Genomic DNA, 24,637 nt, shown 5'->3' with positions numbered 1-24,637 from the left:
TTGACGGGACCGATGGCTTGGAGGTACGTCACCGTGATAGGTCCTCGACATAGGAGCACGCTTGACAGCGATGACCCTTCCCCAGGGGTGCATCCGAATCTCTTCACGCACGGCGTCGGCCTCGGGTCGGCGCTCGTGCTCAACCAGAGTTACGAGCCGCTGTGCGTGATACCAGTGAAGCGAGCGGCGGTGCTGCTGCTCACCCGCAAGGCCGAGACCGTCACTCCTGGTGACGGTTTTCTGCGCTCTGAGACCATGCACATCCCCGTCCCCTCGGTGGTGCGCCTGAACCGCTACGTCGCGATCCCCCGGCAGGTGGGCGCGAGCCCGTCGCGGCGCGGCGTCTTCACGCGCGACGACTGGCGCTGCGTGTACTGCGGCTCCTCGGCCGAGACCATCGACCACGTGGTGCCGCGCTCGCGCGGCGGCACGCACACGTGGGACAACGTGGTGGCGGCGTGCGCCCCGTGCAACCACCGCAAGAGCGACAAGACCCTCGCGGAGCTGGGCTGGCGCCTGCCGCGCGTCCCCCGCCCCCCGTCGGGCTGGCAGCTCCGCGGCTTCCGCGGCCAGCGCCGCCCCGACCCGGCCTGGGAGGCGTGGCTGCCGCGCCACGGGAAGGAGCGCGCCCGCCTCTCATAGCGCTCCCCATCGGACGGGCGGGGCCCGCCGGCCAGGTCTTCGGACCGCCGGCGGGCCCTTCCCGTACCCGATGCCTTTCGCCCCTTCGCGATCGGCCGCGCATGCGACCCGCGGCACCGACTTCCCACCTGCGGCGATGTGAGGGGCGCAATTGGATTAGGCTGACCGGGAGGTCACCCTGTCTCTGCAACTAGGGGAGCAACACAATGACATTCCAGGACTGGCTGATTCTGTTCGGCGCCCCGATCCTGGTCGTGGTCGCGGTCTTCGCCGTGGTCTTCCTGCGCCACCCGCGCCCGCAGTCCCGCTACCGTGCGGGCCAGCCCTACGACTTCAAGCCGGTTTGGTTCGTCGCCCGCAACGGAGCGGTGCCCGGCGACTCCGGTTCGCATGCGGCCGAGCTCGATGCGGCCGCCCACGGCGAGGCCCTCGCCGGCGGCCCCAAGGGAGGCTCCCATGGCAAGTGGTAACCAGGTCGCGGTCGCCGCGAGCGTCGTCGAAGGCGTGGACCGCAGCCCCGAGCTGATGCGCCAGCCGATGCTGGAGGGCCCCTTCGACGTGAAGGAGCTGCTCCACATCGACGAGGCGCTGTCGGTGGCCGAGCGCGACGGCGGCGGCCTGCACTACAGCGTGTACGTCGGCCCGCTGCACGACCCGGTCCGCGGCGCGGCCGAGGAGCTGCACGACCGTCTCGCCGACCCGGACCGCTCCGTGCTGGTCGCCGTCTCGCCCGAGCAGCGGCAGCTGGAGATCGTCACCGGCCGCCTCGCGCAGGAGAAGATCCCGGACCGCTCCGCGGCGCTCGTGGTCTTCTCGATGGAGGCCGCGTTCGGCGCGGGCCAGCTCGCCGGGGGCATCGTCACCGGCCTGCGGATGCTCGCCGAGACCGCCCAAGGACGTTAAGGCGTATAGCGAACGGCGGCCCGGATGCGATGCATCCGGGCCGCCGTTCTTCGCGTCTACTCCTTGGCGTCCTGCGCGTCGGGCTGCTGGCGCTTGAGGAGCTCGTCGGCGTCGGTGAGTTCGAGCTTGGAGACGAACTCGACCCACGAGAGGGTGTCGGCGACGGTCTCGCGGATCGACAGGATGGTCGTGCCGGGGATGCGCATCGTCAGGGTCGCGGGGGTGCCAATCCGCTGCTGCGCCAGGACCGCTTCGGTCGGCTGGCCGTTGAGGCCGCGCGCGAGCTCGAAGACCGCGGACTCGTTCTCGCGGGCCTGGGGCACCCATTCCATGTCGCGCTTGAGCATCAGGGCCGCTCCGACGGGCTTGCCGTCGTGCTCGCCGTTGTAGGTGAGGACGATGCGGTTGGCGTCGCCGCGGGCGCTCGCGAGGCTCCAGGCGGCGTCGGCGACGTCGACGAGCTGGCCTTGGAAGCGGCGCACGGAGGTGCGGACCTGCTTGGCCTGGCGGCGGTCGGCGATGGGCTTGGCGATGACGCGGAAGAACACCACGAGGACGACGAGGACGAGCAGGCCGATCCCGGCGGCGGCGAGCTCGTGGAGGCCCGCGTCGACGGTCCAGATGATCGTCATCGGCACGAGGACGCCGGAGGCGAGGCCCAGGAGCGGCTTGAGCCAGAACGGGCCGGAGCCGCCGGGGAGGCGCAGGGGCGCCATGAGGCCGATGACGGCGGCGACGACGAGGGCGATGCCGGTGAGCTCAGGCGCGGAGACGCCGTAGCGGTCGAGCCAGCCGATGGCCCACCAGGACAGGAACACCGAGCCGATGGCGACGGTGGGGATGAGCAGGACCACGGCGAACAGGAGCTGCTGCGGCTGGGGGCGGGTGCGGGAGGCGAGGACGGGCCCGAGGAGCAGGAGCGGCAGGACCACCCCGAACAACGCGACCAGGGTGGCGCTGAGGACGACCACCGGCAAAAGCGCGGACAAGACTGCTCTCTCCATTCATCCCCGGGCGGGCGCCGCGGCCGCGCCGCGACACGGCGAGCTTACCAACGGGCGTGAGAAGCGCTCGGGGCTCCGGGACCGGTCAGACCGGTCCCGGAGCCCCGCACGGACTTCCTCTTACCGCTGCGCGTCGAGCGCCTGGCCCTTGAGGGCGCGGGCGGTGTCGGCGCGGCCTTCGGCGACGCCGCGGCGGATCGGCGCGGGGCGGTCCTCGGCCAGCCACGCGTCGAGCACGCCGAGGGTGTCCTCGTCGATCAGGTTCGACGGGAACGCGTACTTCGAGTACTCCACGGCCTGCTGGGCGCCGAGCTTCTCCCACAGCTCCGGCACCGCGTCCAGGTACGGGCGCAGGTACGGGCGGACCAGGTCGGCCTGGTCGAGCGGGGCGAACCCGAGCATCGAGGAGCGGCGCACGTAGTTCTCGGTCGACGGGTCGGTGATCCGCTCCCAGGCGCGCTGCTTGGCGTCGGCGGTCGGGACGACGGCGCGGGCGATGAACGAGAGGCGCTTGCCGTCCGCGGTCGAGTCCCGGTCCAGCTCGGCGTCGATGGCGTCCTCGGCGACCGTGCCCGTCGCGACGAGCACGGTCAGCAGCGCCCAGCGCAGGTCCGCGTCCACCGCGAGGCCCTCGGGCACGTCCGCGCCCTCCAGCCACCCGGCGATGCGGGCGAGGTCGGCCTCGGACCGCGACGCCGACGCGTACGCCTTCGCCCAGGACCGCTGCGGGTCCGAGCCGGGCGCGGCGGCCTCCATGGCGGCCTTGGCGGCCTGGGCCCACTGCTCGCGCAGGCCCGCGCGGTGCGCGGGGTCGGCGTAAGCGAGCGCCCCGGCGACCTGGCGCTGCGCGACGGTGACGATGTTGATGTCGTCCTCGGCCGTCAGGCTCTTCACGCCCAGCTCCACGAACTGGGAGGCGCTCAGCTCGGCGTCGCGGAGCATGTCCCAGGCCGCGGCCCAGATCAGCGCCCTGGCGAGGGAGTCCGGCAGCGCCGAGGTGTGCGCGACCGCGGTCGCCAGCGACCGCTCGTCAAGGCGCAGCTTCGCGTAGGTGAGGTCGTCGTCGTTGAGCAGCAGCAGGTCCGGCTGCTTCACGCCCGCCAGCTCGGGGACCTCGGTGGCCGCGCCGGTGACGTCCACTTCGATCCGGTCGCGGCGCACGAGCGCGTCGCCGTCGAGGTCGTACAGGCCGATCGCGATCCGGTGCGTGCGGTGCGTCGGGTGCTCCGCGGGGACCTCCTGGGCCACAGTGACCTTCGCGTAGTTCCCGTCGCCGTCGACGGTGACGTCGGGGCGCAGGGTCGAGACCCCGGCCGTGCGCAGCCACGTGTCCGCGAAGTCCTTCAGCTCCTTGCCCGAAGCCGCTTCCAGCTCACCGAGCAGGTCGGCGAACACCGCGTTCGCGAACTGGTGCTTCGCGAAGTACGCCCGCAACCCCGCCAGGAACGGGTCGATGCCGACATAGGCCACGAGCTGCTTGAGGATCGAGGCGCCCTTGGAGTAGGTGATCCCGTCGAAGTTCGCCTGGATCTCCTCGGTGTCGCCCGCCGCGGTGTACACCGGGTGCGTCGTCGGCTGCTGGTCGGCGCCGTAGCCCCAGTTCTTGCGCGCCGACAGGAACGTCGTCCACGCCCCGTCGAACCGCGTCGCCTCCACGTTCGCCCAGTGCGAGGCCCACTCCGCGAACGACTCGTTCAGCCACAGGTCGTCCCACCAGCGCATCGTCACCAGGTCGCCGAACCACATGTGCGCCATCTCGTGCAGGATGACGTTCGCGCGCTGCTCCAGCTCGAAGTCGGTGACCTGCGAGCGGAACAGGAACGAGGCCTCGGCGATCGTGATGCACCCGAAGTTCTCCATCGCCCCGAAGTTGTACTCCGGCGCGAACACCTGGTCGTACTTCGGCAGCGGGTACCGCACCCCGAAGTTGGCGTGGAAGTGGTCGAAGCCCTGCCGCGTCACCTCGAAGACCCCCTCGGGGTCCAGGTAGTCCTTCATGGACTGGCGGCAGTACAGGCCCATGTCGATGCCGTCGTGCGTCTCGTGGACCCCGAAGTACGGGCCCGCGCAGATCGCGGTGATGTACGGGCTCATCCGCACCGACGTCTCGAACAGCGTCACCTTCGTCTGGATCGCCTCGACCACGGTCTCGGAGGCGGCCGGCATGTTCGAGATCACGGTCCAGTGCTGCGGGGTGCGCACCTGGAACGTGAACGACGCCTTCAGGTCCGGCTGGTCGAAGCACGCGTACACGCGCTGCGCGTCGGCCACCTCGAACTGCGAGTAGAGGTACGTCTCCTTGTCCACCGGGTCGGTCATCCGGTGCAGGCCCTGCCCGTCCGTGGAGTACGTGCAGACCGCGTTCACGATCAGCTCGTTCTCCGCGGCGAGGCCCGTGATCCGCAGGCCCTCCTTCGGGTCGAACCCGGTGAGGTCCACCGGCTCCCCGTTCAGGAACGCCTCCTCGATCCGCTCGGCGGCGATCTCGATGAACGTCTCGGCCCCCGGCTCGGTGCACGAGAACACCACGGCGGTCCGCGAGCCGAAGGTGTCGCCCCGCTCGTGCCCGGTCAGGTCGAGCTCCACGGTGTAGGAGTCGACCGAGAGCAGCGCGGCGCGCCGCTCGGCCTCGTCTCTGGTGAGAATGTGCGTCGACGGCACGATGCCTCCAGCGTCTTGGGTTCGGATATGAAAGAAGTGTGTCACATTCCCGGAGTCCGGTCGGCGGCCATGGTGACCGAACCGCGACCGATTACGCTTCTGGCGTGACTGCTGCACACCCGATCGACCTGGCCTGGCTCTCCACCGGAGGCACGGGCGCGAAGAACTACGACGAGTTCCCCGACGAAACCGAGATCACGCGGATCATCGAGGCCAACCCGGCGTCCATGCTGGGCGTCGAGATGCCCGCGCACACGCCCGAGGCCGTGGCCGCCGGGCTCGACTTCGCAGCCGCGCTGCCCGCGGCCGCCGAGCGCCTCGCCGCGCTCAAGGAGGCCGGCCGGTTCGCCGCGTTCGGCGACGTCGCCGTGGCCTACCGCATCTCCGGCGGCGACGAGCCCACCGCGTACGGCGTGTTCTGCCTGGTCGACACCGCCGAGATCTCCTCCTCCCCGGAGGAGCCCGGCCGGGTCATCCGCAACGAGGACGTCTTCATCGAGAAGGTGAAGCAGCGCAACGAGCTCAACCAGCTCCTGCGCCACCTCCTCAGCCCCGTGCTGCTCCTCCAGTCCTCCAAGGGCGACGAGCTGCACGCCGCCATCGAGGCCGCCATCGCGGACGCGGGCGAGCCCGTGGCCGCCGACACCGACGAGTCCGGCCGCGCCCACGAGATCTGGGCGATCGGCGGCGAGGCCGGGGAGGCCCTGGCCGCGCTGGCCGGGGACGGCGACCTCATCGTCGCCGACGGGAACCACCGCTCCCTCGCCGCGCAGGTCGGCGGGCTGGACCGGTTCCTCGCGGTCATCACGACCCCGCAGTCGGTCGTCATCCGCCCCTACCACCGCCTCGTGAAGGGCCTGCCCGGCTCCGCGGCGCAGCTGGTGGAGCAGATCGGCCAGATCGGCGCGAGCGTCGTCGAGGTCGACGGCCCGCCGGAGACGCCCGCGGGCGGCGGCAGCGTCGTGTTCTACGGCTCCGGCCGCACTTGGGAGGTCTCCTGGGAGCTGCCCGGCGGCGAGAGCACGGTCGTCGACCGGCTCGACCACACCCGCGTCGAGCAGGAGGTGTTCAACGCGCTCCTCGGCTGGGAGGCGGGGGACAAGCGCATCACGTACGTCGGCGGCGACTACCCGGCGTCCTGGCTCAAGGAGCAGGTCGACGCGGGCAGGGCCGACCTGGCGATCCTCATCGCGCCGGTCACCGTCCCCGAGTTCGTGGACGTGAACCTCCAGCGGCTGAAGATGCCGCGCAAGTCCACCTGGTTCGTGCCCAAGGCCCGCGCGGGCCTGGCCATCGCCGAGCTCCCGAAGGGTTAGGGTCTGTCAACGTGCGCATCTATCTCGGCTCCGACCACGCGGGCCTCGAACTCAAGGACCACCTGGTCAAGCACCTGTCCGGCCGCGGCTTCGAGGTCGTCGACGTCGGCCCGCACGCCTACGACCCGGAGGACGACTACCCGCCGTTCTGCCTGAACGCGGCCGCGCAGGTCGTCGCCGACCCCGGGAGCCTCGGCATCGTCGTGGGCGGCTCCGGCAACGGCGAGCAGATCGCCGCGAACAAGGTCCCCGGCTGCCGCGCGGCCCTGGCCTGGAGCGTCGAGACCGCGAAGCTCGGCCGCCAGCACAACGACGCGAACGTCGTCGCGATCGGCGGGCGCATGCACTCGCTCGACGAGGCCACCGCGTTCGCCGACGCGTTCGTCGACGAGCCCTTCTCGGGCGCCGAGCGCCACCAGCGCCGCATCGACATGCTCACCGCGTGGGAGGCCACCCACGAGCTGCCCGAACTCCCTTAGGGCGCAACCGAACCGAGTGCGAAGACCCGGGCCGCGGCCCGGGTCTTCGCGCGTCCCGGGAAAACCAGGAGCATTCGGAACATCGCACCTGGAGTTATTGGACGGGTGTCGGTATCGTCAATCCATGTCCAAGGGTCTCCGTGTACTCCTCCAGATCTTCCAGGTGATCGGCCTTCTCGGCACGCTCCTCTTCCTGGCCTCCTCGCTCGGCTGGTACATCGCCGACTTCGACCTGACCGGCCTCGCTGAGGATTCGGCACCGATCGAACTGTGGGCCGTCGGTTTCGGCGTCCTCACCATCGCGCTGTCCCCGGCCCTGTGGTCCCTCGCCCGCGCCGGGGCGAACGCGCCCGTCGCGTCCGCCTCCGGCTCCTTCGACCGCGCCCCGGCTCCGGCCGCCCCGCAGCAGCCGGGCAAGCCCGGCGGCGTGTTCGAGCCGATGAACCCCGCGAGCGGGCCCGCCGCGCCCGCCTCCTCCTACGGCCAGCCGTCCGCGGGCTTCGGCTCGCAGCCGCAGGGCGAGAGCCCCTGGGGGTCCGGCCGCTGACGCCGGGTTGCCTCCGAAGCGATGCTGAGATGATGCGAACAACCGGCCCTCCGGGGACCGCGAAGGGTGGATACCGGGCGTTACGCTATGGGCTCAAGCCTTATCGTGAAGGACCGATCCATGTCGAACGCCACCGTTGACCTCGTCTGCGGCCCGGCCGACCCCCTTCCGGGGTCAGAGCAGAGCTACCGGCTCACCGGTCTGCTCGGCTCGGGAGGCCAGGCCGACGTGTACCAGGCCGTGCGCGTGTCGGCGGGCATCTCCTCCGCGCCCCTGACGGTGAAGGTCTTCCGCCCGAACCCGCAGGACACCCGCGAGCACCAGTTCCGGTCCTGGGACAAGGGCGACGCGGTCCTCATGGACCTCCACTCGCGGAACGTCGGCTCGATCTGCCGCCGCATCGACGCGTTCTACGGGCGCGCCCCGCACCCCTCGGGCCGCCCGCCGCAGGGCGACCCGATGCCGTTCCAGGTCCTCGAATACCTCCCCGGCCACGACCTGCGCCAGCTCCTGTCGCAGCGCCTCGGCCGCGTCGACGCCGCGCGCACGCTCCGCTCCGTCGTCGAGGTCATGAACGCGATGCACCACCCGCCGGTCGGCGCGCACCCGGTGCTGCACATGGACCTCAAGCCCGCCAACGTGATCATCGGCCCGGACGGGTCCGCGAAGGTCATCGACTTCACCGGCGCCCGCTACTACACGCCCGCGCACCTGACGACCATCGCGTACACGCGCGAGACCGCCGGACCCGAGGCCCACCAGGGCACCGTCGGCCCGGCCTACGACGTGCACGGCTTCGGGTCGATCGCGTTCTACCTCGTGACCGGCGCGACCGCGCGCACGGACTCGCCCGGCCACGAGCAGAGCGTCCCGTGGGCGCGGCTGCGCCGCCACCCCGTGCTCGAATCGAACCCGCGGCTGCGCGAGCTGCTGACCGCGCCGCTCGACGACGACCCGAAGAACCGGCCCCGCACCGAGGAGCTGCCGCGCTGGATCGACGACCTCGCCTCGGTCGTGTCCCGCGCGAACCTCCCCGACCTCGGCGTGGACTGGGGCCGCGGGGCCCCGCCCGCCGACGCGACCCGCCGCCTCGGCGCCCCCGGCGCCGACCGGACCCGCCGCTTGGACGCGCCCGCGGCGATGGGCGTCCCGCCGACCCAGGTCGTCGGCTCCCCGCCGCCCGCCAACGGCACCCGAGTCATGGACGCGGCGGCCCACGGTCCCAAGGACCAGCCCGTCGCGGGCCGCGTGCGCGTCCCCGAGCAGGGCGAATTTATGGCTGGCAAGCTGCGCCAAGAGGGCTCCTACTCGCCGGGCCGGTCCGCCGGGCCCGCCGAGCGGCGCGGCCCGCTGCCGCGGCTGCGCCTCGCCACCGACCCTGAGGAGCCCAGCGAGCGCGAGCTCGCCAAGCAGGACCGGGCCCCGCTGCTCGGCCCGCCCGGCTCCCTCGCGAAGGGCTTCGAGCTGTCGGTCATCGGCGGCCTGTTCTCGCTCATCATGTGGCTGCTCAAGACCATCACCACGGGCATGGAGACCCTCCAGACCCAGGTGCTCGGCTACCTGCTGGTCCTCGCCGTCGCCGTCGGCCTGTTCTTCCTCATCCGCATCTCCGGGGGCATCCTGTGGGGCCGCTGGCTGCGCGCCAAGCGCAAGTCCGCGCGCCTCGCGCACCTCGCGGCCGGAATCTTCCTGTTCATGGTCGGCATCGACTACCTCGGCGAGCTGAGTTGGACCTGGCTCGATTTCGACTTCGGCTGGTTCGACTGGATCACCGGCCTCTTCGGATAGTGCCATTCCGTCCGAATGGCGATGATTCTTGGGATTTATCGCAGTTCTCATGGAACTTCGAGAATTTCTCCAGCGCTCCTGAAGCGGTGCGCCCTACCATTTCCGGTAACCGACACCGTCGAATCCTTGCCTGGGTTTTCCAGATTCGACGGTGCAACCAACCCGGGCGGACGGCGCGTCTAGGTGACGACAGATCCCCCTCGGAAACCGGAAAGGCATTGAGATGACCGCAGTGACATCGGTCGGTGCCGAAGCGCTGACTCCTGAGCAGCGCGAAGCCTTCGACCGCGACGGCTACCTCATGATCCGCGGCGCCCTCGACGCCGACGAGATCAAGCGGTGCTCGGACGCCCTCGACAGGGTCTACGAAGTCGAGCGGGAGGCCGGGCGGCTCAGCCCCGAAGGCGCCATGCACCGCCTCGACGCCGTCACCTCCTGCCCGGAGCTCGCGTTCCTGCTCAACCACCCCCGGACCTTCCACTACGTGTGGTCGATCCTCGGCTGGAACTTCCACGTTTACCACTCGCACGTCGACAAGCACCCGCCCATCCAGGGCAAGCGGCCCTTCCGCTTCGAATGGCACCAGGACGGCGGCCGCCAGAACCGCGAGACCGAGACCGAGCCGCGCCCGCGCCTGTCGGTCAAGCTCGCGTACTTCTTCACCGACCTGTCCGCCGAGGGCCGCGGGAACACCAAGATCATCCCCGGCTCGCACAAGTGGAACACCATTGACGGCCCGCCGCGCCGCGACATGGAGTGGCCCGACCCCGAAGGCGCCATCGAGGTCACCGGCAACGCCGGGGACGTCATGTTCTTCGACCGCCGCATCTGGCACGCGCGCAGCGACAACTACTCGGACCTGACGCGCAAAGTGGCGTTCTTCGGGTTCACGCCGCGCTGGATCCGCGCCCGCGACATCGTCGACCACCTCCCGAACGAGCCGTGGTGGAACGACCTCGACCCGGTGCAGCAGCAGCTCCTCGGCGGGCACGCGCCCACCGGGGACCACGGCTGGGGCCACTGGCCGAAGGAGACGCCGCTGTACAACTGGCTCGCCGAGCGTGACCTCCTCGACCCGTCCTACCCGCCCCTGCGCCCGTAGCGGTCCCGGCGTGGCAGTCTGAACCCATGACCGACACCGACCTCGCCCGCGACATCTTCGACCGCTCGCACCTGACCGGCGAGTTCACGCTCCGGTCCGGGGTGGTCGCGAACGAGTACTTCGACAAGTACCTGTTCGAGTCCGACCCGGTCCTGCTGCGGCGCATCGCGGAGGCCCTCGCGCCCCTGGTGCCCGCCGAAGGCGTGGACGCGCTGGCGGGCCTGGAGACCGGCGGCATCCCGATCGCGGTGATGCTGTCCCAGGTCACCGGGATCCCGGCGCTGTTCGTGCGCAAGGAGGCCAAGACCTACGGCACGTGCCGACTGGCCGAGGGCGGCGAGGTCGACGGGCGGCGGCTGTTCATCGTGGAGGACGTCGTCACCTCCGGGGGCGCGGTCCTCGACGCGGTCGAGGAGCTGCGGAACCGCGGCGCGGTCGTCGAGCAGGGCGTGTGCGTCATCGACCGGGAGTCGGGCGGGCTGAAGAACCTGTCGGACATCGGGATCGAGCTGAAGGCGCTGTTCACGATGACGGAGCTCAAGGCCGCCGGAGCGAACTAGACGGCAAAGCGGAAGGGGCCGGACGCCATCGGCGTCCGGCCCCTTCGCCGTCCTCGCTACCTGGCCCAGAGCCAGATCTCGGAGCCCTTCGGGTGCTCGCTGCCCGGGTCGAGGGACTGCTCGAACACCGTGCCGGTGAACCAGATCTGCGCGGTCTTCACGGTGAACCCGAGCGCTTCGAGGGTGTCCTTGGCCTCCTCGACGTCCATGCCGACGACGTCGGGGACCTCGACCGGCTCGGGCCCGGAGCTGACGACGAGGTCGACCGCGTCGCCCGGACCGGCGGGCGCGTCGGCGCCGGGGGACTGCTCGATGACCGACCCCTCCGGGATCGTGTCGCTGTGCCGCTGCGAGACCGCCCCGACCACGAGGCCCTCGGCCTCCAGCGCCGTCGTCGCGTCGGCCTGCGCGAGGCCGACCACATCCGGGACGTTGAGCGGCGGGATGCCGTCCGAGACGTACACGGTCACCGGCGTCCCGGACTTCACCTCCTCGCCCGCGGGCGGGTCGGTGCGCGTCACGGCGTCCTTCTCGACGTCGGTGGAGTACTCGTGCTCCACGGTGACCTCGGCGTCGAAGGCCGCGAGCGCCGACCGCGCGTCGTCCTCGCTCTGCCCGGCCAGGTCCGGCACCGAGTACCGCTCCGGCCCCAGCGACACGACGACGGTGATCGTCGCGCCCTGCCGGATGCGGTCGCCCACTTCGGGGTCCTGCGAGACCACCCCGCCCGCGGGCACCGACGACGAGTAGCCGTCGACCAGCTCCACCTCGAAGCCCCGCTCCTCGGCGTACGCCTCGACCGACTCGCGGTCCTGGTCCAGCAGCGACGGGGTCGAGGTGTACCGGCCGATGCCGATCCACCATCCGGCCGCCGCCACCGACACGAGCACGGCCGCGATGAGCCCCAGCGTTACCAGGGCCTTCCAGTTCCGCTTCGCCTTCGGGTGGTCCACGACCATCGTCGTCTGCACGGCGCGGGTCGGCCGCGGCACCTGCCCGGTCGTGCCCGGCACGTGCCGCAGGTCCACGGCCTGGAGCCGCCGCAGGAACGCGCCCGCGTCGACCGGCCGCGACCCGGGCCGCCGCGAGGCGGCCGAGACGACCAGCTCCGCGAGGCCCTCGGGGACGTCGGGGGTCTTCAGCTGCGGGGACGGCACGTCCTCCTCGACGTGCCTGCGCGCCACCGCGCCCGAGTCGGGCCCGTCGAACGGGACCTCCCCGGTGAGCAGCTCGTACAGCAGGATCGCCGACGAGTACACGTCGCTCGCTGTCGTCGCGGGCTTCCCGCCGACCAGCTCCGGCGCCACATAGGCGGCGGTCGCCACGAGCGGCCCGCCGGTGTCGCGGTCGCCGTGGACGGCCTCGGCCAGCCCGAAGTCCACCACCTTGACGCGGTCGCCGCGGCCGCCGTTCTTGAGGAGGATGTTCTCGGGCTTGATGTCGCGGTGCACCAGCCCCGCGTCGTGCGCGGCCTGGAGCCCGTCGAGGAGCTGCGAGCACAGCTCCACGGCCTCGTCGATGCGCAGGCGCCGCCGCCGGTTGAGCAGGTCGCGCAGGGTGGTCCCGGGCACGTACTCCATGACCACGTACGGCAGTCCCTCGTGGACGCCCTGGTCGAACACGGCCACGACGTTCGGGTGCGAGAGCCGGGCGATCGTGCGCGCCTCGTGCGTGAACGCCTTGAGGTCGAACCCGTGCGAGTGCCCGGCGGTGATGATCTTCACGGCCACCGTGCGGTCCAGCCGCTCGTCGTGGGACTCGTACACGTCCGCCATGCCGCCCTGGGCGATCAGCCGCTTGAGCCGGTAGCGCCCGTCGACGAGCGCACCGGTCAGGTCCCCGGTCGTCGTTGTCAACCCGCACCTCCTACACCTGGTGACAGTGTATGAGCTTGGGGCTCGGACTACAGGACCTCTGCGCCGGGGAACACCGGTTTGTCCGGTGCCACAACGCCGAGGCGCTTCGTGGCCCGCGTCAGCGCCACGTACAGGTTCCGCAGACCCGTCGCCGCGATCGCGTCCGGGTCGACGACGATGACGCTGTCGAACTCCAGTCCCTTGGCCTGCTTCACCGTGAGCACCGACGCGTCCGCGATCCCGGCCAGGCCCGCGGCCCGCTCCGCGGTCGCCACGACCGCGACGCTCCCGTCCCCGACAAGGGCCTTCTCGGCCGCGACCTGCTCCTCCACGACCCGGTCCACGTGGTCCCCGGCGACCTCCAGCCACGGCTCGTGCCCCGATTCGCGCACCGACCGCGGCCGCGCCGCGTCGACGCCGATCGCTTCGAGCACCCGTACGGCGACGTTCATGATCTCCTTCGGCGTGCGATACGACACCGTCAGCTGCTCGGCCCGCCAGTCGAGGTCCCAGTCACCGAAGACCTCGCCCCAGCTGGTCGGCGCCACCGGGCCCGCGGCCTGCGCGAGGTCCCCGGCCACCGTGAACGACCGCGTCACGCACCGGCGCATGAGCGCCCGCCACTCCATCGGCGACAGCTCCTGCGCCTCGTCGACGATCACGTGCCCGAAGATCCACCGCCGGTCCGCCGCGGCCCGCTCGGCCACGGACACGAACCGCTCGTCGACCTGCCGCTCCCCGAGCCAGAACTCGTCGATCACGTCGGTGGCCTGGAGCAGCTCCGACTCCTCGTCCTCGAAGTCGAACGACGCCGAGCCGGCCGCGATCGTGAGCACGTCCTGCGCGTACGCGATCTGCTCCGCGCTCGGCCCGCTCTGGCGCTGCGCCCGCTCCACGTCCCCGAGGTGCTCCGCCGCCTCGTCGAGCAGCGCCACGTCGGCCTCGCTCCACCCGCCCGGCTCGCGGTACAGCAGCGCCCGCGCCTCCTTCTTCAGCACCGCCGCCGCCGACGCGATCCGCTCGCGGGACGCGAACAGGTCCTCCAGCAGCTCCTCGGCCGTCAGCTCGGGCCACAGCTCCTCGATCTGCCCGCGGATCACCGCGTCAGAGGCGATCTCCACCGCGAACTGCGCCCGGTCCGCGAGCCCCAGCAGGTTCTCCCCGCCGAGCGGGTCCTCCCCGATGATGTCCGCGTACTGCGTCGCCAGATCCGCGATGACCCGCTTGTGGAACGTCTCCCGCGCCTCGTTGTGCGCCAGGCCCGTCTCGCGGGCCGCGTCGCGCGCCGACGTGATCTTCTCGGGCCGCAGCCACAGCTCGTGCCCCTCGAAGTCCACCGGCAGCGGCTCGCGCGGCACGACCTGCCGGTCGGCGACCGCGCTCGCGATCACCCCGGCCATGACGGCCCGGCCCTTCACGGCCGCAACGGCTTCGGTCTCCGGCCGGTCGGCCACGATGCCGGGGAACAGCTGCGAGGGCGTGCGCAGCAGCACGTCGGTCTCGGCCAGGCCCGGCAGCACGTCGGAGATGTACCGCAGGAACTGCTTCCCGGGGCCGATGATGAGCACGCCCTGCCGCTTGAGCCGCTCGCGGTGCTCGTAGAGCAGGTACGCGGCCCGGTGCAGTGCGACGGCGGTCTTCCCGGTGCCCGGGGCGCCGTCGACGATCATGACGCCCTCCAGGGGCGCGCGGATGATCCGGTCCTGCTCGGCCTGGATCGTCGCCACGATGTCCTGCATCGCGCCCGTGCGGGCCGCGTCCAGGGCCGCCAGGAGCGCCCCCTCCGACCCGATCGTCGAATCCGAGTCCGCCGCCGCGTCGAGGTCCAGGACCTCGTCGTTCACCGACCTGATCCGCCGCCCCTTGGTGTGCAGGTGGCGGCGGCGCCGCACGCCTGCCGGGGACGCCGCGGTCGCCAGGTAGAACCGGCGGCCCGCCTCGCTGCGCCAGTCCACGAGCAGCTGCTCCCCGCCCTCGGCGTGGATGCCGATGCGCCCCAGGTACATCGGGGCCTCCGCCGCGTCCGCGTAGTCGAGCCGCCCGAAGCACAGGCCCTCCTCGACCGCGTCGAGCAGCGCGATCCGCCGCCGGTACAGCAGCGTCTCGGCGTCGCGCTGCGACCGCTCCTGGTCGTTCTCCACATGGCGGCGCCCGGCCTCGCCGAGGCGCTCGGCGGCCTCGTCCCTGAGCCGGTCGACCCGGGCGTACAGCCCGTCCAGGCGGGTCTGCTCGGCCTTGACGGCCGGAGTGATGGCAGCGGACACGGCTCTCCTCGGAGACGGAGCGGATGTTGTAAGGGGCGCAGACACTGCGCGGGAGCGGCCCCCGCCGATGGACGGCTCGCCGAATGCGCCGTGCCGATCGCGGTGGAACCGGTCAACCTTAGCCCCGTCCGGGCCGCTCCGTCTCCCTTCCAGGCGCGAAACGAATCTCCATCACGCCCCGGTAACGATCATTTGACCCGCTCTGCACGCCCCATTAGGGTTGGCCCGAAATGTGCCCGGAACACGAGAGACTGGAGCGGACGAACCCATGGTGAGAGAGAACTGGGGGTCGAGGGTGGGCTTCATCCTGGCCGCCATCGGCTCGGCGGTCGGGCTCGGCAACATCTGGCGCTTCCCCGGCGTCGCCTACGAGAACGGCGGCGGCGCCTTCCTCGTGCCCTACCTCGTGGCCCTGACGACCGCGGGCATCCCGCTGCTGGTCATGGAGTTCACGATCGGCCGCCGCTTCAAGGGCTCCGCCCCGGTCGCCTTCCGCCGCATGAACAAGAACGCCGAGGCCATCGGCTGGTGGCAGGTCGCCGTCTCCATCGTCATCGCCGTCTACTACGCGGCCATCATCGCCTGGGCCGGCTGGTACGGCTGGTTCTCCGTCTCCCAGCAGTGGGGCGCCGACCCCGGCACCTTCCTCATGGCCGACTTCCTCCAGGCCAGCGACGGCTTCGGCGAATTCACCACCTGGCTCCCCGGCATCGGCCTCGCCATGGTCGTCGTCTGGGCCTTCACGCTCCTCGTCATCGGCGCGGGCATCAAGAAGGGCATCGAGACCACCAGCAAGGTCTTCATCCCCCTCCTGCTGGTCATGTTCGGCGTCCTCGTCGTCCAGGCCCTCACCCTCGACGGCGCCGTCGAGGGCCTCAACGCCTTCTTCACGCCCGACTGGGAGAAGGTCCGCGAACCAGGCGTGTGGCTCGCCGCCTACGGCCAGATCTTCTTCTCGCTGTCGATCGGCTTCGGCATCATGGTCACCTACGCGTCCTACCTCAAGCGCAAGTCCGACATCACCACCTCGGCGTTCACCGTCGGCTTCGCGAACTCCTCCTTCGAGATCCTCGCGGGCATCGGCGTCTTCGCCGCCCTCGGGTTCATCGCCTACGAGTCCGGCGTGCCCATCGCCGAGCAGACCCACTCGGGCGTGGGCCTCGCGTTCGTCGCGTTCCCCACGATCATCAACACGCTGCCGTACCTCGCGGGCCTCTTCGGCGTCCTGTTCTTCGCCTCCCTCGTGGTCGCCGGATGGACCTCGATGGTGAGCATCGTGCAGGTCCCCGTGGCCGCCATGGAGGACCGCTTCGGCTGGGGCCGCGTCAAGGCCACCGCCGTCGTCGGCGGCGCGATGGCCGTCGTCTCGCTCCTCCTGCTGCCCACCGCGAGCGGCCTGATGTTCCTCGACGTCTCCGACTACTACATCAACCAGTTCGGCATCGTCGTCGCCGCGCTCGTGAGCATCGTCGTGACCGTCTGGGTCATGTGGCGTTGGAAGGAGCTGCGCGACGACGCCAACGCGACCTCGACGTTCAAGGTCGGGCCGATCTGGTTCGTGTGCCTCGGCGTCATCACCCCGGTCATGCTCGCGGGCATCCTGTTCCTCAGCCTCCGCGACCTCTTGGCCGCCGAGCCCGGCCTGGAGGCCTACAACCAGTACCAGGCGTTCGGCTGGGCCCTCGCCGGAGGCGCGCTGGCCTTCGGGATCATCATGGCGCTCATCCTGCGCCGCAAGGAGGTCCCGCCGATCGAGACCGAAGAGGAAGCGCACGAAGTGGAGGCGGCCCTGTGAGTGCCACCGCAATCGCCATGATGGTCATCGCGATCGTCGTCATCGGCGGGGGCCTGATCGTCTCCGCCACCGTGCTCATGACGCACCCGGAGGAGTCCGAAGAGGACTGAGCACCGATCCATGACGGCCGCGCACGTTCTGTGCGCGGCCGCCGTCGTTCCGTGCGAATGCGGTGCAATTCCCCGAAAAACCGGAGAAACCGCGGCCGCTCCCCTTGTGTGCCTTGCGATGAACTGTTAGGTTACTTTTTAATTCATGTCGTCCCAGCTAGATCGGGTTACGACATTGAAGAGAATCGCTGAACCCAACCCCCGATAGGAGACGACGATGCGCAAGTCGCGCAAGATCATCCTGTCCATCGCCGGAGCCGCGACCCTCGCGGTGTCGGCCTCCATGGCGGCCCTCGCATGGGGCCACGGCTACACCTCCGACCCGCCCTCCCGCTCGGCGCTGTGCGCCAGCGGGGAGGTCACCAACTGCGGGGCCATCTCCTACGAGCCCCAGAGCGTCGAGGGCCCCAAGGGCTTCCCGGCGGCCGGACCCGCGGACGGCGAGATCTGCTCCGCGGGCCACGACACCTTCGCCGAACTCGACGACCCGCGCGGCGGCAACTGGCCCACCACCTCGGTGAGCGCCGGCCCGAAGACCTTCACGTGGACGATGACCGCGCGCCACTCCACCGCCACGTTCGACTACTACATCACCAACGCGAACTACGACCCGGCGCAGCCGCTCACCCGCGCGGACCTCGGGCTCACCCCGATCGCGTCGTTCAACATGGGCGGGGCCCAGCCCGACCACACCATGACGCAGACCGTGACGCTCCCGTCCCGCACCGGCCAGCACCTGGTCCTCGCGGTCTGGAACATCGCGGACACCGCGAACGCCTTCTACTCCTGCATCGACGTCGACTTCGGCGGCGGCGGCTCGGGCGACCCGTCCGACCCGCCGACCTCCACCGACCCCGGCACCGGTGAGGGCTGCTCGGCCGCGGCCTGGGCCGCCGCCTCGGTGTACACCGGCGGCAGCAAGGTGACCCACAACGGCATCGCCTACACCGCCTCCTGGTGGACGCAGGGCGAGGAGCCCGGCACCACCGGCGAATGGGGGGTCTGGAAGCAGACCGCCACCTGTTAGCCAACCTCCGCACAAGTCCACGGGCCGCCGGATCCCCCCCCCCCGGTATCAGGCGGCCCGTGGCGCGCGTCTCCCTTGACACGCAGGGGAGGCGCGGATACGGTTGTCCGGTCCTTGTTCCCGACGTTAGGCACTCACTTGAAGCTCTAGGTCGTAGACATCGCGCCGCCACGTCTCTGCGCACGTGCACGGTGTGTCTTCGATCAAGAGGGTGTCCTATTTCCGGGAACGATCCCTTTCCGCCATCAGGCGCGATGTCTCTCATGTGATCCCGTTCGACAACTCACCTGAGAGAGGTCTCCATGGCCACCACCTTCATCAACGTCCAGCAGCTGCGCTTCGCCTGGCCGGACGGCGACCGCGTCTTCGACGGCGTCGACGTCGTGTTCTCCGACGGCCGCACCGCCCTCGTCGGCGACAACGGGACCGGCAAGTCCACGCTCATGCGCCTGGTCGCCGGGCTCCTCACGCCCGAGTCCGGGTCGATCACCGCGTCGGGCCTCATCGAGTACCTGCCGCAGGAACTCCCGCTCCGCTTGGGCGACACCGTCGCCGACCTGCTCGGCATCGCCGACAAGCGCCGCGCGCTCCTGGCGATCGAGGCGGGCGACGCGGGGGAGGAGCACTTCGCCGCCATCGGCGACGACTGGGACTTCCTTGACCGCTCGCGGGTCGCGCTCGACGAGCTCGGCCTCGACCACGTGGGCTTCGAGCGGACCGTCGCGACCCTGTCCGGCGGCGAGTCGATGCTCGTGGGCCTGGCCGGGCGGCTCGTGCGCCGCCCGGACGTGCTCCTGCTCGACGAGCCGTCGAACAACCTCGACGCCTCCGCGCGGCAGCGCCTGTACCAGGCGATCCGCCGATTCGGCGGCACGCTCGTGGTCGTCAGCCACGACCGGGCGCTCCTGGAGCACGTCGACTCCGTCGCCGAGCTCTACAAGGGACGCATCCGCGTGTTCGACGGCAACTACAGCGCCTACGAGGCGGTCATCGCCGCCGAGCAGGAGGCCGCGGCCCGCGCCGTGCGCGACGCCAAGCAGGACTTGACGAGGCAGCGCAAGGAGCTGGTCGCCACCCGCATCCAGAACGACAAGGGCGCGTCGGCGTGGAAGCGCGAGCGCGACCGCGGCGGCACGCCGAAGATCCTCCTCAACGGCAAGAAGAACGCCGGGGAGGTCTCGTCGGCGAAGATCCTGCTCGCCAAGCAGGAGGACGTCGCCGAGGCCCGCGAGCGCCTCGACGCCGCCGAGGAGGCAGTGCGCGACGACGGCGGCATCAGCGTGGACCTGCCCGAGACGCACGTCTCGACGCACCGCGAGATCGCGCTCGTCGAGGGGCTCAAGGCCGGTGAGATCTACGGCGACGGCGTGGGTCTGCACCTGCGCGGGCCCGAACGGGTCGCCCTCACCGGCGACAACGGCTCCGGCAAGACCACGCTGCTGCGCGCGGTCGCCGCGGCCGCGCGGGTCCCGCACGGGTTCCTCACGCAGCGCCTGGAACTGCTCGACGAGGACGCCACGGTGCTCGACAACGTGCGCGCCGCCGCGCCCGAGGCCCCGCAGGCGCTCCTGCGGACCCGCCTGGCGCGCTTCGGGATGCGCGGCGACGCCGTGTTCCAGAAGGTCGGCACGCTCTCGGGCGGCCAGCGGCTGCGCGCAGCCTTGGCGACGGTGCTGTCCTCGCAGCCCGCGCCGCAGCTGCTGCTGCTCGACGAGCCGACGAACAACCTCGACATGTCCTCGACGCGCCAGCTTCAGCAGGCGCTCACCGCGTTCCAGGGCGCGCTGGTCGTGGTCAGCCACGACGAGGCGTTCCTGGACGGCATCGGGGTGACCCGCCGGGTCGGCCTGGTGCGCGGCGAGGGGATCGTCGAGGACGTGCCCGTCGCGGCGGTCTGAGCCCCGGGCCCGTGTCCCTGCGGACACGGGCCCGGAATCCCCGCCTCGGGGCGGCTCCGGGCCGATACTGGTCGGGCCGACCACGAAGGAGCGCCCATGCCGTCCCGCGCCGCCACCGCTTTGACCGCCTTCCTCGCCGCCGCCGCGCTGTCGGGCTGCGGGGGAGGCGAGGACGTCGCCGACGCCCCGGGCGGCACCTGGACCGCCGCGCTCGAACCGACCGCCGCCTGGGCCGACCTGGACCCGCAGGTGACCGGCACCGCCGACGTCAGCTCCACCGGGAGCACCTCGGTGCAGCTCGCGGTCGCCGGGCTGCGCCCGGACACCGCCTACATGGCGCACGTCCACGACGCCGCCTGCGACGAGGACCCGCCCGGCGGCGGCCACTGGCTCGCCGACCCCGACGGCGAGGACGCGGCCGGGAACATCATCGAGCTGTCGTTCACCACCGACGCCACCGGAACGGCCACGACCACCGAGTCCACCGACCTGGTCCCCGACGACCGCGCGAAGAGCATCGTCGTCCACGCCCCCGACGAGCTCGCCGAGGACGAAGGCGCCGACTCGAACCGGGTCCTGTGCGGGGACCTCACGGCAGAGTGAGGGCTGCTCGCGTGCGGGGCGGTGTCGGACCCCGCGGGCAGGATTGAAGTCGGGGGGTCCCCAGGGGTCCGATTTGCCGGGACGCTCCCGAACCGGGCCGCGGGTGCCACACCCGCGCATAATGCATGGCGCGCGGGCGCGCCGCCCAAGTATCCTTGCCTATCGTCATGCCCAGCAGCGTCCCGAAATCCCGTCCCAGCCTGCACGAGCGCGTCTCCGCGCTGCGCACGGCCGATCAGCGCGCCCTCCGGCGGCGCCTCCGGGAGGCCCGCGACCTCGACGGGCAGGCCCGCAGCGACGCGTTCGCGCGGCTCGAAGCCGACGTCGAGTCGAAGGAGGCCGCGCTCGCGGCCCGCGCGGCGGGCGTGCCGAAGATCGTCTACCCCGAAGAGCTGCCCGTCTCGCAGCGCAAGGACGACATCCTCGAAGCGATCCGCGACCACCAGGTCGTCATCATCGCGGGCGAGACCGGCTCGGGCAAGACCACGCAGATCCCGAAGATCTGCCTCGAACTCGGCCGCGGCGTGCGCGGCATGATCGGCCACACGCAGCCGCGGCGCATCGCCGCCCGCGCGGTCGCCGAGCGCATCGCCGAGGAGCTGGGCTCCCCGCTCGGGGAGGCCGTCGGCTGGAAGGTCCGCTTCACCGACCAGGTCTCCGACCACTCGTACGTCAAGCTCATGACCGACGGCATCCTGCTCACCGAGATCCAGCACGACCGGCTCCTGAGCGCCTACGACACGATCATCATCGACGAGGCCCACGAGCGCAGCCTCAACATCGACTTCATCCTGGGCTGCCTCAAGCAGATCCTCCCCAAGCGCCCCGACCTCAAGGTCGTCGTCACCTCCGCGACCATCGACCCCGAGCGGTTCGCCAAGCACTTCGGAAGTGAAGCCAAGCCCGCGCCGATCCTCGAAGTCTCCGGTCGCACCTACCCCGTCGAGGTCCGCTACCGGCCCCTGCGCGACGAGGAGGGCGACGAGGACCGCGACCAGACCGACGGCATCCTCGACGCCGTCAACGAGCTGTCGCGCGCCGGGGACGGCGACATCCTCGTGTTCCTCTCCGGCGAGCAGGAGATCCGCGACACCGCCGACGCCCTCGAAAAGGCCAAGCTGCGCCACACCGAGATCGTCCCGCTCTACGCGCGACTCTCCGCCGAGGAGCAGCACCAGGTCTTCCGGCCCCACACCGGCCGCCGGATCATCCTGTCCACCAACGTCGCCGAGACTTCCCTGACGGTCCCCGGCATCCGCTACGTCGTCGACGCCGGGTACGCGCGCATCTCCCGCTACTCCGCCCGCACGAAGGTCCAGCGCCTCCCCATCGAGCCGATCAGCCAGGCCAGCGCCAACCAGCGCGCCGGGCGCTGCGGCCGCGTCGCCGAGGGCATCTGCATCCGCCTGTACTCCGAAGAGGACTTCAACGCCCGCCCGGAGTTCACCGACGCGGAGATCCTGCGCACCAACCTCGCGTCCGTCATCCTCCAGATGACCGCGGCGAAGCTCGGCCGCGTCGAGACGTTCCCGTTCGTCGACGCCCCCGACTCGCGGAACATCAAGGACGGCATGGACCTCCTGGTGGAGCTGGGCGCGCTCGAAGACGTGCGCTCAGGCGAGCGGCGCCTGACGAAGGCCGGGCGCGACATCGCGCGCCTGCCGATCGACCCGCGCCTGGCCCGCATGATCCTCCAGGCCCGCGAGGAGGGCTGCGTCCACGAGGTCGCCGTCATCACCGCGGCGCTGTCCATCCAGGACCCGAAGGAGCGCCCGGCGGACAAGCGGGCGCAGGCCGACCAGTCGCACGCCCGGTTCAACGACCCGGACTCGGACTTCTCGGCGTTCCTGAACCTGTGGCGGTACCTCGAAGGGGAGCGCCGCTCGCGCTCGTCGAGCTCCTTCCGCCGCATGTGCAAGCAGGAGTACCTGCACTACCTGCGCATCCGCGAGTGGCAGGACCTGGTGCGCCAGATCCAGGGGGTCCTCAAGTCCCTGAAGATCCCGACCCAGCCCACCGAGCCCGTGCCGGACGCGAAGCGCATCCACACCGCGCTCCTCGCCGGGCTCCTCTCGCACATCGGCGTCAAGGAGGCCGACACCCGCGAGTACCTGGGCGGGCGCAACGCGAAGTTCGCGATCTTCCCCGGCTCGGGCCTGGCGAAGAAGCAGCCGCGGTGGGTCGTCGCCGGGGAGCTCGTGGAGACCAGCCGCCTGTGGGGCCGCGTCGTCGCGAAGATCGAGCCCGAATGGGTCGAGCCGCTCGCGCAGCACCTCGTCAAGCGCACGTACTCGGAACCCCACTGGGCCAAGCGCTCCGGCGCGGTCATGGCCTTCGAGCGCGTCACCCTCTACGGCGTGCCGATCGTGGCCCGCCGCAAGGTCAACTTCGGACGGATCGACCCCGAGACGAGCCGCGAGCTGTTCATCCGGCACGCGCTCGTCCAGGGCGAGTGGGAGACCCACCACAAGTTCCTCGCCCGCAACCTCGCGAAGATCACCGAGGTCGAGGAGCTGGAGAGCCGGGTCCGCCAGCGCGGCCTCCTCGCCGACGAGCAGACCCTCTTCGACTTCTACGACGAGCGCGTCCCCGCCGATGTCGTCTCCGGCCGCCACTTCGACACGTGGTGGAAGCGCCAGCAGGACAAGACCCTCCTCGACTTCGACGAGGCGCTGCTGCTCGGCGACCGCGCCGAGGCCGTCGCCGCCGACGACTACCCCGAGGTGTGGACCTCCGAAGGCGCCGACCTCGAACTGGACTACGAGTTCGAGCCCGGCTCGGCCCGCGACGGCGTCACCGTCGCCGTCCCGCTCCCGGCGCTCCAGCAGCTCGACCAGGACGCGTTCACCTGGCAGGTCCCGGGCCTGCGCGCCGAGTTCGCCGAGGCGCTCATCAAGAGCCTCCCGAAGTCCCTGCGCCGCAGCTTCGTCCCGGCCCCCGACTTCGCGAAGGCCGCCGTCGCCCGCATGGCCCCGGCCCCCGGCCGGCCCATGATGGCCGCGCTCGCCGACACGCTCAAGTCGATGACGAACGTGCACGTCCCGTTCGACGCGTTCGACCTCACGAAGGTCCCCGGGCACCTGCTCGTGACCTTCCAGGTCAAGGACGAGGACGGCGCGGTCCTCGCCGAGGGCAAGGAGCTCGGAGCGCTCCAGCGCCAGCTCGCCCCCAAGACCGAGGAAGCGGCCGCCGAGGCGTTCGACCTCGAACGCACCGGACTCACCACCTGGGACTTCGAGGCGCTCCCGAAGCTCCACGAGACCCCGCGCAAGGGCTACACCGCGAAGGCGTACCCCGCGCTCACCGACGAGGGCGCCACCGTCGGCGTCAAGGCCTTCCCCGACGCGGGCTCGCAGGCCGCGAACATGTGGGCCGGGACCCGGCGCCTGCTGCGCCTGAACTGCCCCGACCCGCACCTGAAGGAAGTCCTCACCCGCAACGAGCAGCTCGCGCTCGCCACCGGGCCGTACGCGAACGTCGACGCGCTCCTGGCCGACTGCGTGCGCACCGTCCTCGACAAGGTCCTCATCGAAGGCGGCGGCCCCGCCTGGGACCGGGCCGGGTTCGAGGCGCTCCTCAAGCGCGCCCGCCCCGAGGTCGCCGGGGAGTCCCCGGCAGTGGCCCGCAAGGCCGCCGCGGTCCTCACCGAGGCCCGCAACGCCGCGCGCCTCCTCGAAGGCAAGTTCGACTTCACGATGCTCGCCGCGATGAGCGACATGCGCCGCCAGCTCGAAGGGCTCACCGGCGCCGACGGGTTCGTCGGCGCGACCGGCTGGTGGCGCCTGGACGACCTCCTCCGCTACGTCAAGGGCATCGCCTACCGCGCCACCCGCGTCGTCGCCGACGTCAACGGCGACAAGGGGAAGATGGACGTGATCCACTCCCTGGAAGCCGAGCGCGACGCCCTCGCCCGCTCCCGCCCCGCGGCCCTGCGCACCGGCGAGGGCCGCGAGGTCAGGTGGATGCTCGAAGAGCTCCGCATCTCCTTCTTCGCGCAGCAGCTCGGCACCCGCTACCAGATCTCCGAGAAACGCATCAGGAAACTCCTCCAGACGCTGTAATCGGCCTGCACACGGCCGCGA

At 71.2% G+C, this 24,637-nt stretch carries 19 protein-coding genes; 15 read left to right on the top strand and 4 right to left on the bottom strand.

Annotation, left to right across the window (positions count from 1 at the left end; translation table 11 throughout):
- The first annotated feature begins 87 nt into the window (after positions 1-87).
- The 3 genes from WA640_RS01500 to WA640_RS01490 all read left to right on the top strand — a co-directional run bounded on the left by WA640_RS01500 (position 88) and on the right by WA640_RS01490 (position 1,545).
- On the top strand, positions 88-642 hold the full coding sequence (locus WA640_RS01500) for an HNH endonuclease (protein ID WP_245888852.1): 555 nt from the start codon (positions 88-90) through the stop codon (positions 640-642).
- Positions 643-848: 206 nt separating this feature from the next.
- A complete protein-coding gene (gene ctaJ, locus WA640_RS01495) occupies positions 849-1,112 on the top strand; it encodes an aa3-type cytochrome oxidase subunit CtaJ (protein WP_106362167.1) in 264 nt (87 codons plus the stop codon).
- A gap of 55 nt (positions 1,113-1,167) precedes the next feature.
- On the top strand, positions 1,168-1,545 hold the full coding sequence (locus WA640_RS01490) for a DUF5130 family protein (RefSeq protein ID WP_442904674.1): 378 nt from the start codon (positions 1,168-1,170) through the stop codon (positions 1,543-1,545).
- A gap of 56 nt (positions 1,546-1,601) precedes the next feature.
- On the opposite strand, the gene WA640_RS01485 is transcribed toward WA640_RS01490, so the two are convergent.
- Both WA640_RS01485 and pepN read right to left on the bottom strand, forming a co-directional pair.
- Positions 1,602-2,534, bottom strand: coding sequence for a hypothetical protein (locus WA640_RS01485; RefSeq protein WP_146147941.1), 933 nt, complete (start codon positions 2,532-2,534; stop codon positions 1,602-1,604).
- A gap of 135 nt (positions 2,535-2,669) precedes the next feature.
- Positions 2,670-5,210 carry an aminopeptidase N gene (gene pepN, locus WA640_RS01480; protein ID WP_335985748.1) on the bottom strand — a complete coding sequence of 847 codons (2,541 nt, stop codon included), beginning with the start codon at positions 5,208-5,210 and terminating at the stop codon, positions 2,670-2,672.
- A 104-nt stretch (positions 5,211-5,314) separates the two neighbouring features.
- Between pepN and WA640_RS01475 the strand changes: the two genes are divergently transcribed.
- The 6 genes from WA640_RS01475 (at position 5,315) to pyrE (ending at position 11,002) form a co-directional block, all read left to right on the top strand.
- Positions 5,315-6,526 (top strand): DUF1015 family protein, encoded by a 1,212-nt coding sequence (locus tag WA640_RS01475; RefSeq protein WP_335985747.1) that lies wholly within the window; start codon positions 5,315-5,317, stop codon positions 6,524-6,526.
- A gap of 11 nt (positions 6,527-6,537) precedes the next feature.
- Entirely contained in the window at positions 6,538-7,005 is a 468-nt protein-coding gene (locus WA640_RS01470) for a ribose-5-phosphate isomerase (protein WP_335985746.1), read from the top strand.
- A 124-nt stretch (positions 7,006-7,129) separates the two neighbouring features.
- Positions 7,130-7,552, top strand: a complete 423-nt coding sequence (locus WA640_RS01465; RefSeq protein ID WP_106362172.1) for a hypothetical protein — start codon at positions 7,130-7,132, stop codon at positions 7,550-7,552.
- 120 nt (positions 7,553-7,672) lie between these two features.
- Positions 7,673-9,340 carry a protein kinase domain-containing protein gene (locus WA640_RS01460; RefSeq protein WP_335985745.1) on the top strand — a complete coding sequence of 556 codons (1,668 nt, stop codon included), beginning with the start codon at positions 7,673-7,675 and terminating at the stop codon, positions 9,338-9,340.
- A 223-nt stretch (positions 9,341-9,563) separates the two neighbouring features.
- Positions 9,564-10,442: a phytanoyl-CoA dioxygenase family protein gene (locus WA640_RS01455; RefSeq protein WP_335985744.1), complete on the top strand. Its 879-nt coding sequence runs from the start codon at positions 9,564-9,566 to the stop codon at positions 10,440-10,442.
- A gap of 26 nt (positions 10,443-10,468) precedes the next feature.
- Positions 10,469-11,002 (top strand): orotate phosphoribosyltransferase, encoded by a 534-nt coding sequence (gene pyrE, locus WA640_RS01450; RefSeq protein WP_335985743.1) that lies wholly within the window; start codon positions 10,469-10,471, stop codon positions 11,000-11,002.
- A 56-nt stretch (positions 11,003-11,058) separates the two neighbouring features.
- Here pyrE and WA640_RS01445 read toward each other — a convergent pair whose 3' ends face one another.
- Both WA640_RS01445 and WA640_RS01440 read right to left on the bottom strand, forming a co-directional pair.
- Positions 11,059-12,858: a Stk1 family PASTA domain-containing Ser/Thr kinase gene (locus tag WA640_RS01445; protein WP_335985742.1), complete on the bottom strand. Its 1,800-nt coding sequence runs from the start codon at positions 12,856-12,858 to the stop codon at positions 11,059-11,061.
- A gap of 47 nt (positions 12,859-12,905) precedes the next feature.
- Positions 12,906-15,122 (bottom strand): HelD family protein, encoded by a 2,217-nt coding sequence (locus WA640_RS01440; RefSeq protein WP_335985741.1) that lies wholly within the window; start codon positions 15,120-15,122, stop codon positions 12,906-12,908.
- Positions 15,123-15,390: 268 nt separating this feature from the next.
- On the opposite strand from WA640_RS01440, the gene WA640_RS01435 reads away from it, so the two are divergent.
- The 6 genes from WA640_RS01435 to hrpA all read left to right on the top strand — a co-directional run bounded on the left by WA640_RS01435 (position 15,391) and on the right by hrpA (position 24,616).
- Complete coding sequence (locus WA640_RS01435; RefSeq protein WP_335985740.1) at positions 15,391-16,917, top strand: sodium-dependent transporter; 1,527 nt, start codon at positions 15,391-15,393, stop codon at positions 16,915-16,917.
- Positions 16,914-17,027, top strand: a complete 114-nt coding sequence (locus tag WA640_RS01430) for a methionine/alanine import family NSS transporter small subunit (RefSeq protein WP_146147942.1) — start codon at positions 16,914-16,916, stop codon at positions 17,025-17,027. The genes WA640_RS01435 and WA640_RS01430 overlap by 4 nt, the downstream gene beginning before the upstream one ends.
- A gap of 217 nt (positions 17,028-17,244) precedes the next feature.
- Positions 17,245-18,054: a lytic polysaccharide monooxygenase auxiliary activity family 9 protein gene (locus WA640_RS01425; protein ID WP_106362178.1), complete on the top strand. Its 810-nt coding sequence runs from the start codon at positions 17,245-17,247 to the stop codon at positions 18,052-18,054.
- A gap of 302 nt (positions 18,055-18,356) precedes the next feature.
- Positions 18,357-19,952 (top strand): ABC-F family ATP-binding cassette domain-containing protein, encoded by a 1,596-nt coding sequence (locus tag WA640_RS01420; RefSeq protein WP_335985739.1) that lies wholly within the window; start codon positions 18,357-18,359, stop codon positions 19,950-19,952.
- Between the two features lie 96 nt (positions 19,953-20,048).
- Complete coding sequence (locus WA640_RS01415; RefSeq protein WP_335985738.1) at positions 20,049-20,555, top strand: hypothetical protein; 507 nt, start codon at positions 20,049-20,051, stop codon at positions 20,553-20,555.
- A gap of 167 nt (positions 20,556-20,722) precedes the next feature.
- On the top strand, positions 20,723-24,616 hold the full coding sequence (gene hrpA / locus WA640_RS01410) for an ATP-dependent RNA helicase HrpA (protein ID WP_335985737.1): 3,894 nt from the start codon (positions 20,723-20,725) through the stop codon (positions 24,614-24,616).
- The last annotated feature ends 21 nt before the right edge of the window (positions 24,617-24,637 follow it).

This window comes from Glycomyces sp. MUSA5-2 (assembly GCF_037034145.1).
In the GTDB taxonomy this organism is placed as follows: domain Bacteria; phylum Actinomycetota; class Actinomycetes; order Mycobacteriales; family Micromonosporaceae; genus Glycomyces; species Glycomyces artemisiae.
This window is presented reverse-complemented; position numbering and strand designations above follow the sequence as displayed.

What these genes read in the sequence shown, in the direction of transcription:
- ctaJ (WP_106362167.1), top strand. Translation starts at nt 849, where the DNA reads ATGACATTCCAGGACTGGCTGATTCTGTTCGGCGCCCCGATCCTGGTC.
- WA640_RS01490 (WP_442904674.1), top strand. Translation starts at nt 1,168, where the DNA reads ATGCGCCAGCCGATGCTGGAGGGCCCCTTCGACGTGAAGGAGCTGCTC.
- WA640_RS01465 (WP_106362172.1), top strand. Translation starts at nt 7,130, where the DNA reads ATGTCCAAGGGTCTCCGTGTACTCCTCCAGATCTTCCAGGTGATCGGC.
- WA640_RS01460 (WP_335985745.1), top strand. Translation starts at nt 7,673, where the DNA reads ATGTCGAACGCCACCGTTGACCTCGTCTGCGGCCCGGCCGACCCCCTT.
- WA640_RS01455 (WP_335985744.1), top strand. Translation starts at nt 9,564, where the DNA reads ATGACCGCAGTGACATCGGTCGGTGCCGAAGCGCTGACTCCTGAGCAG.
- pyrE (WP_335985743.1), top strand. Translation starts at nt 10,469, where the DNA reads ATGACCGACACCGACCTCGCCCGCGACATCTTCGACCGCTCGCACCTG.
- WA640_RS01435 (WP_335985740.1), top strand. Translation starts at nt 15,391, where the DNA reads ATGGTGAGAGAGAACTGGGGGTCGAGGGTGGGCTTCATCCTGGCCGCC.
- WA640_RS01425 (WP_106362178.1), top strand. Translation starts at nt 17,245, where the DNA reads ATGCGCAAGTCGCGCAAGATCATCCTGTCCATCGCCGGAGCCGCGACC.
- WA640_RS01420 (WP_335985739.1), top strand. Translation starts at nt 18,357, where the DNA reads ATGGCCACCACCTTCATCAACGTCCAGCAGCTGCGCTTCGCCTGGCCG.
- WA640_RS01415 (WP_335985738.1), top strand. Translation starts at nt 20,049, where the DNA reads ATGCCGTCCCGCGCCGCCACCGCTTTGACCGCCTTCCTCGCCGCCGCC.
- hrpA (WP_335985737.1), top strand. Translation starts at nt 20,723, where the DNA reads ATGCCCAGCAGCGTCCCGAAATCCCGTCCCAGCCTGCACGAGCGCGTC.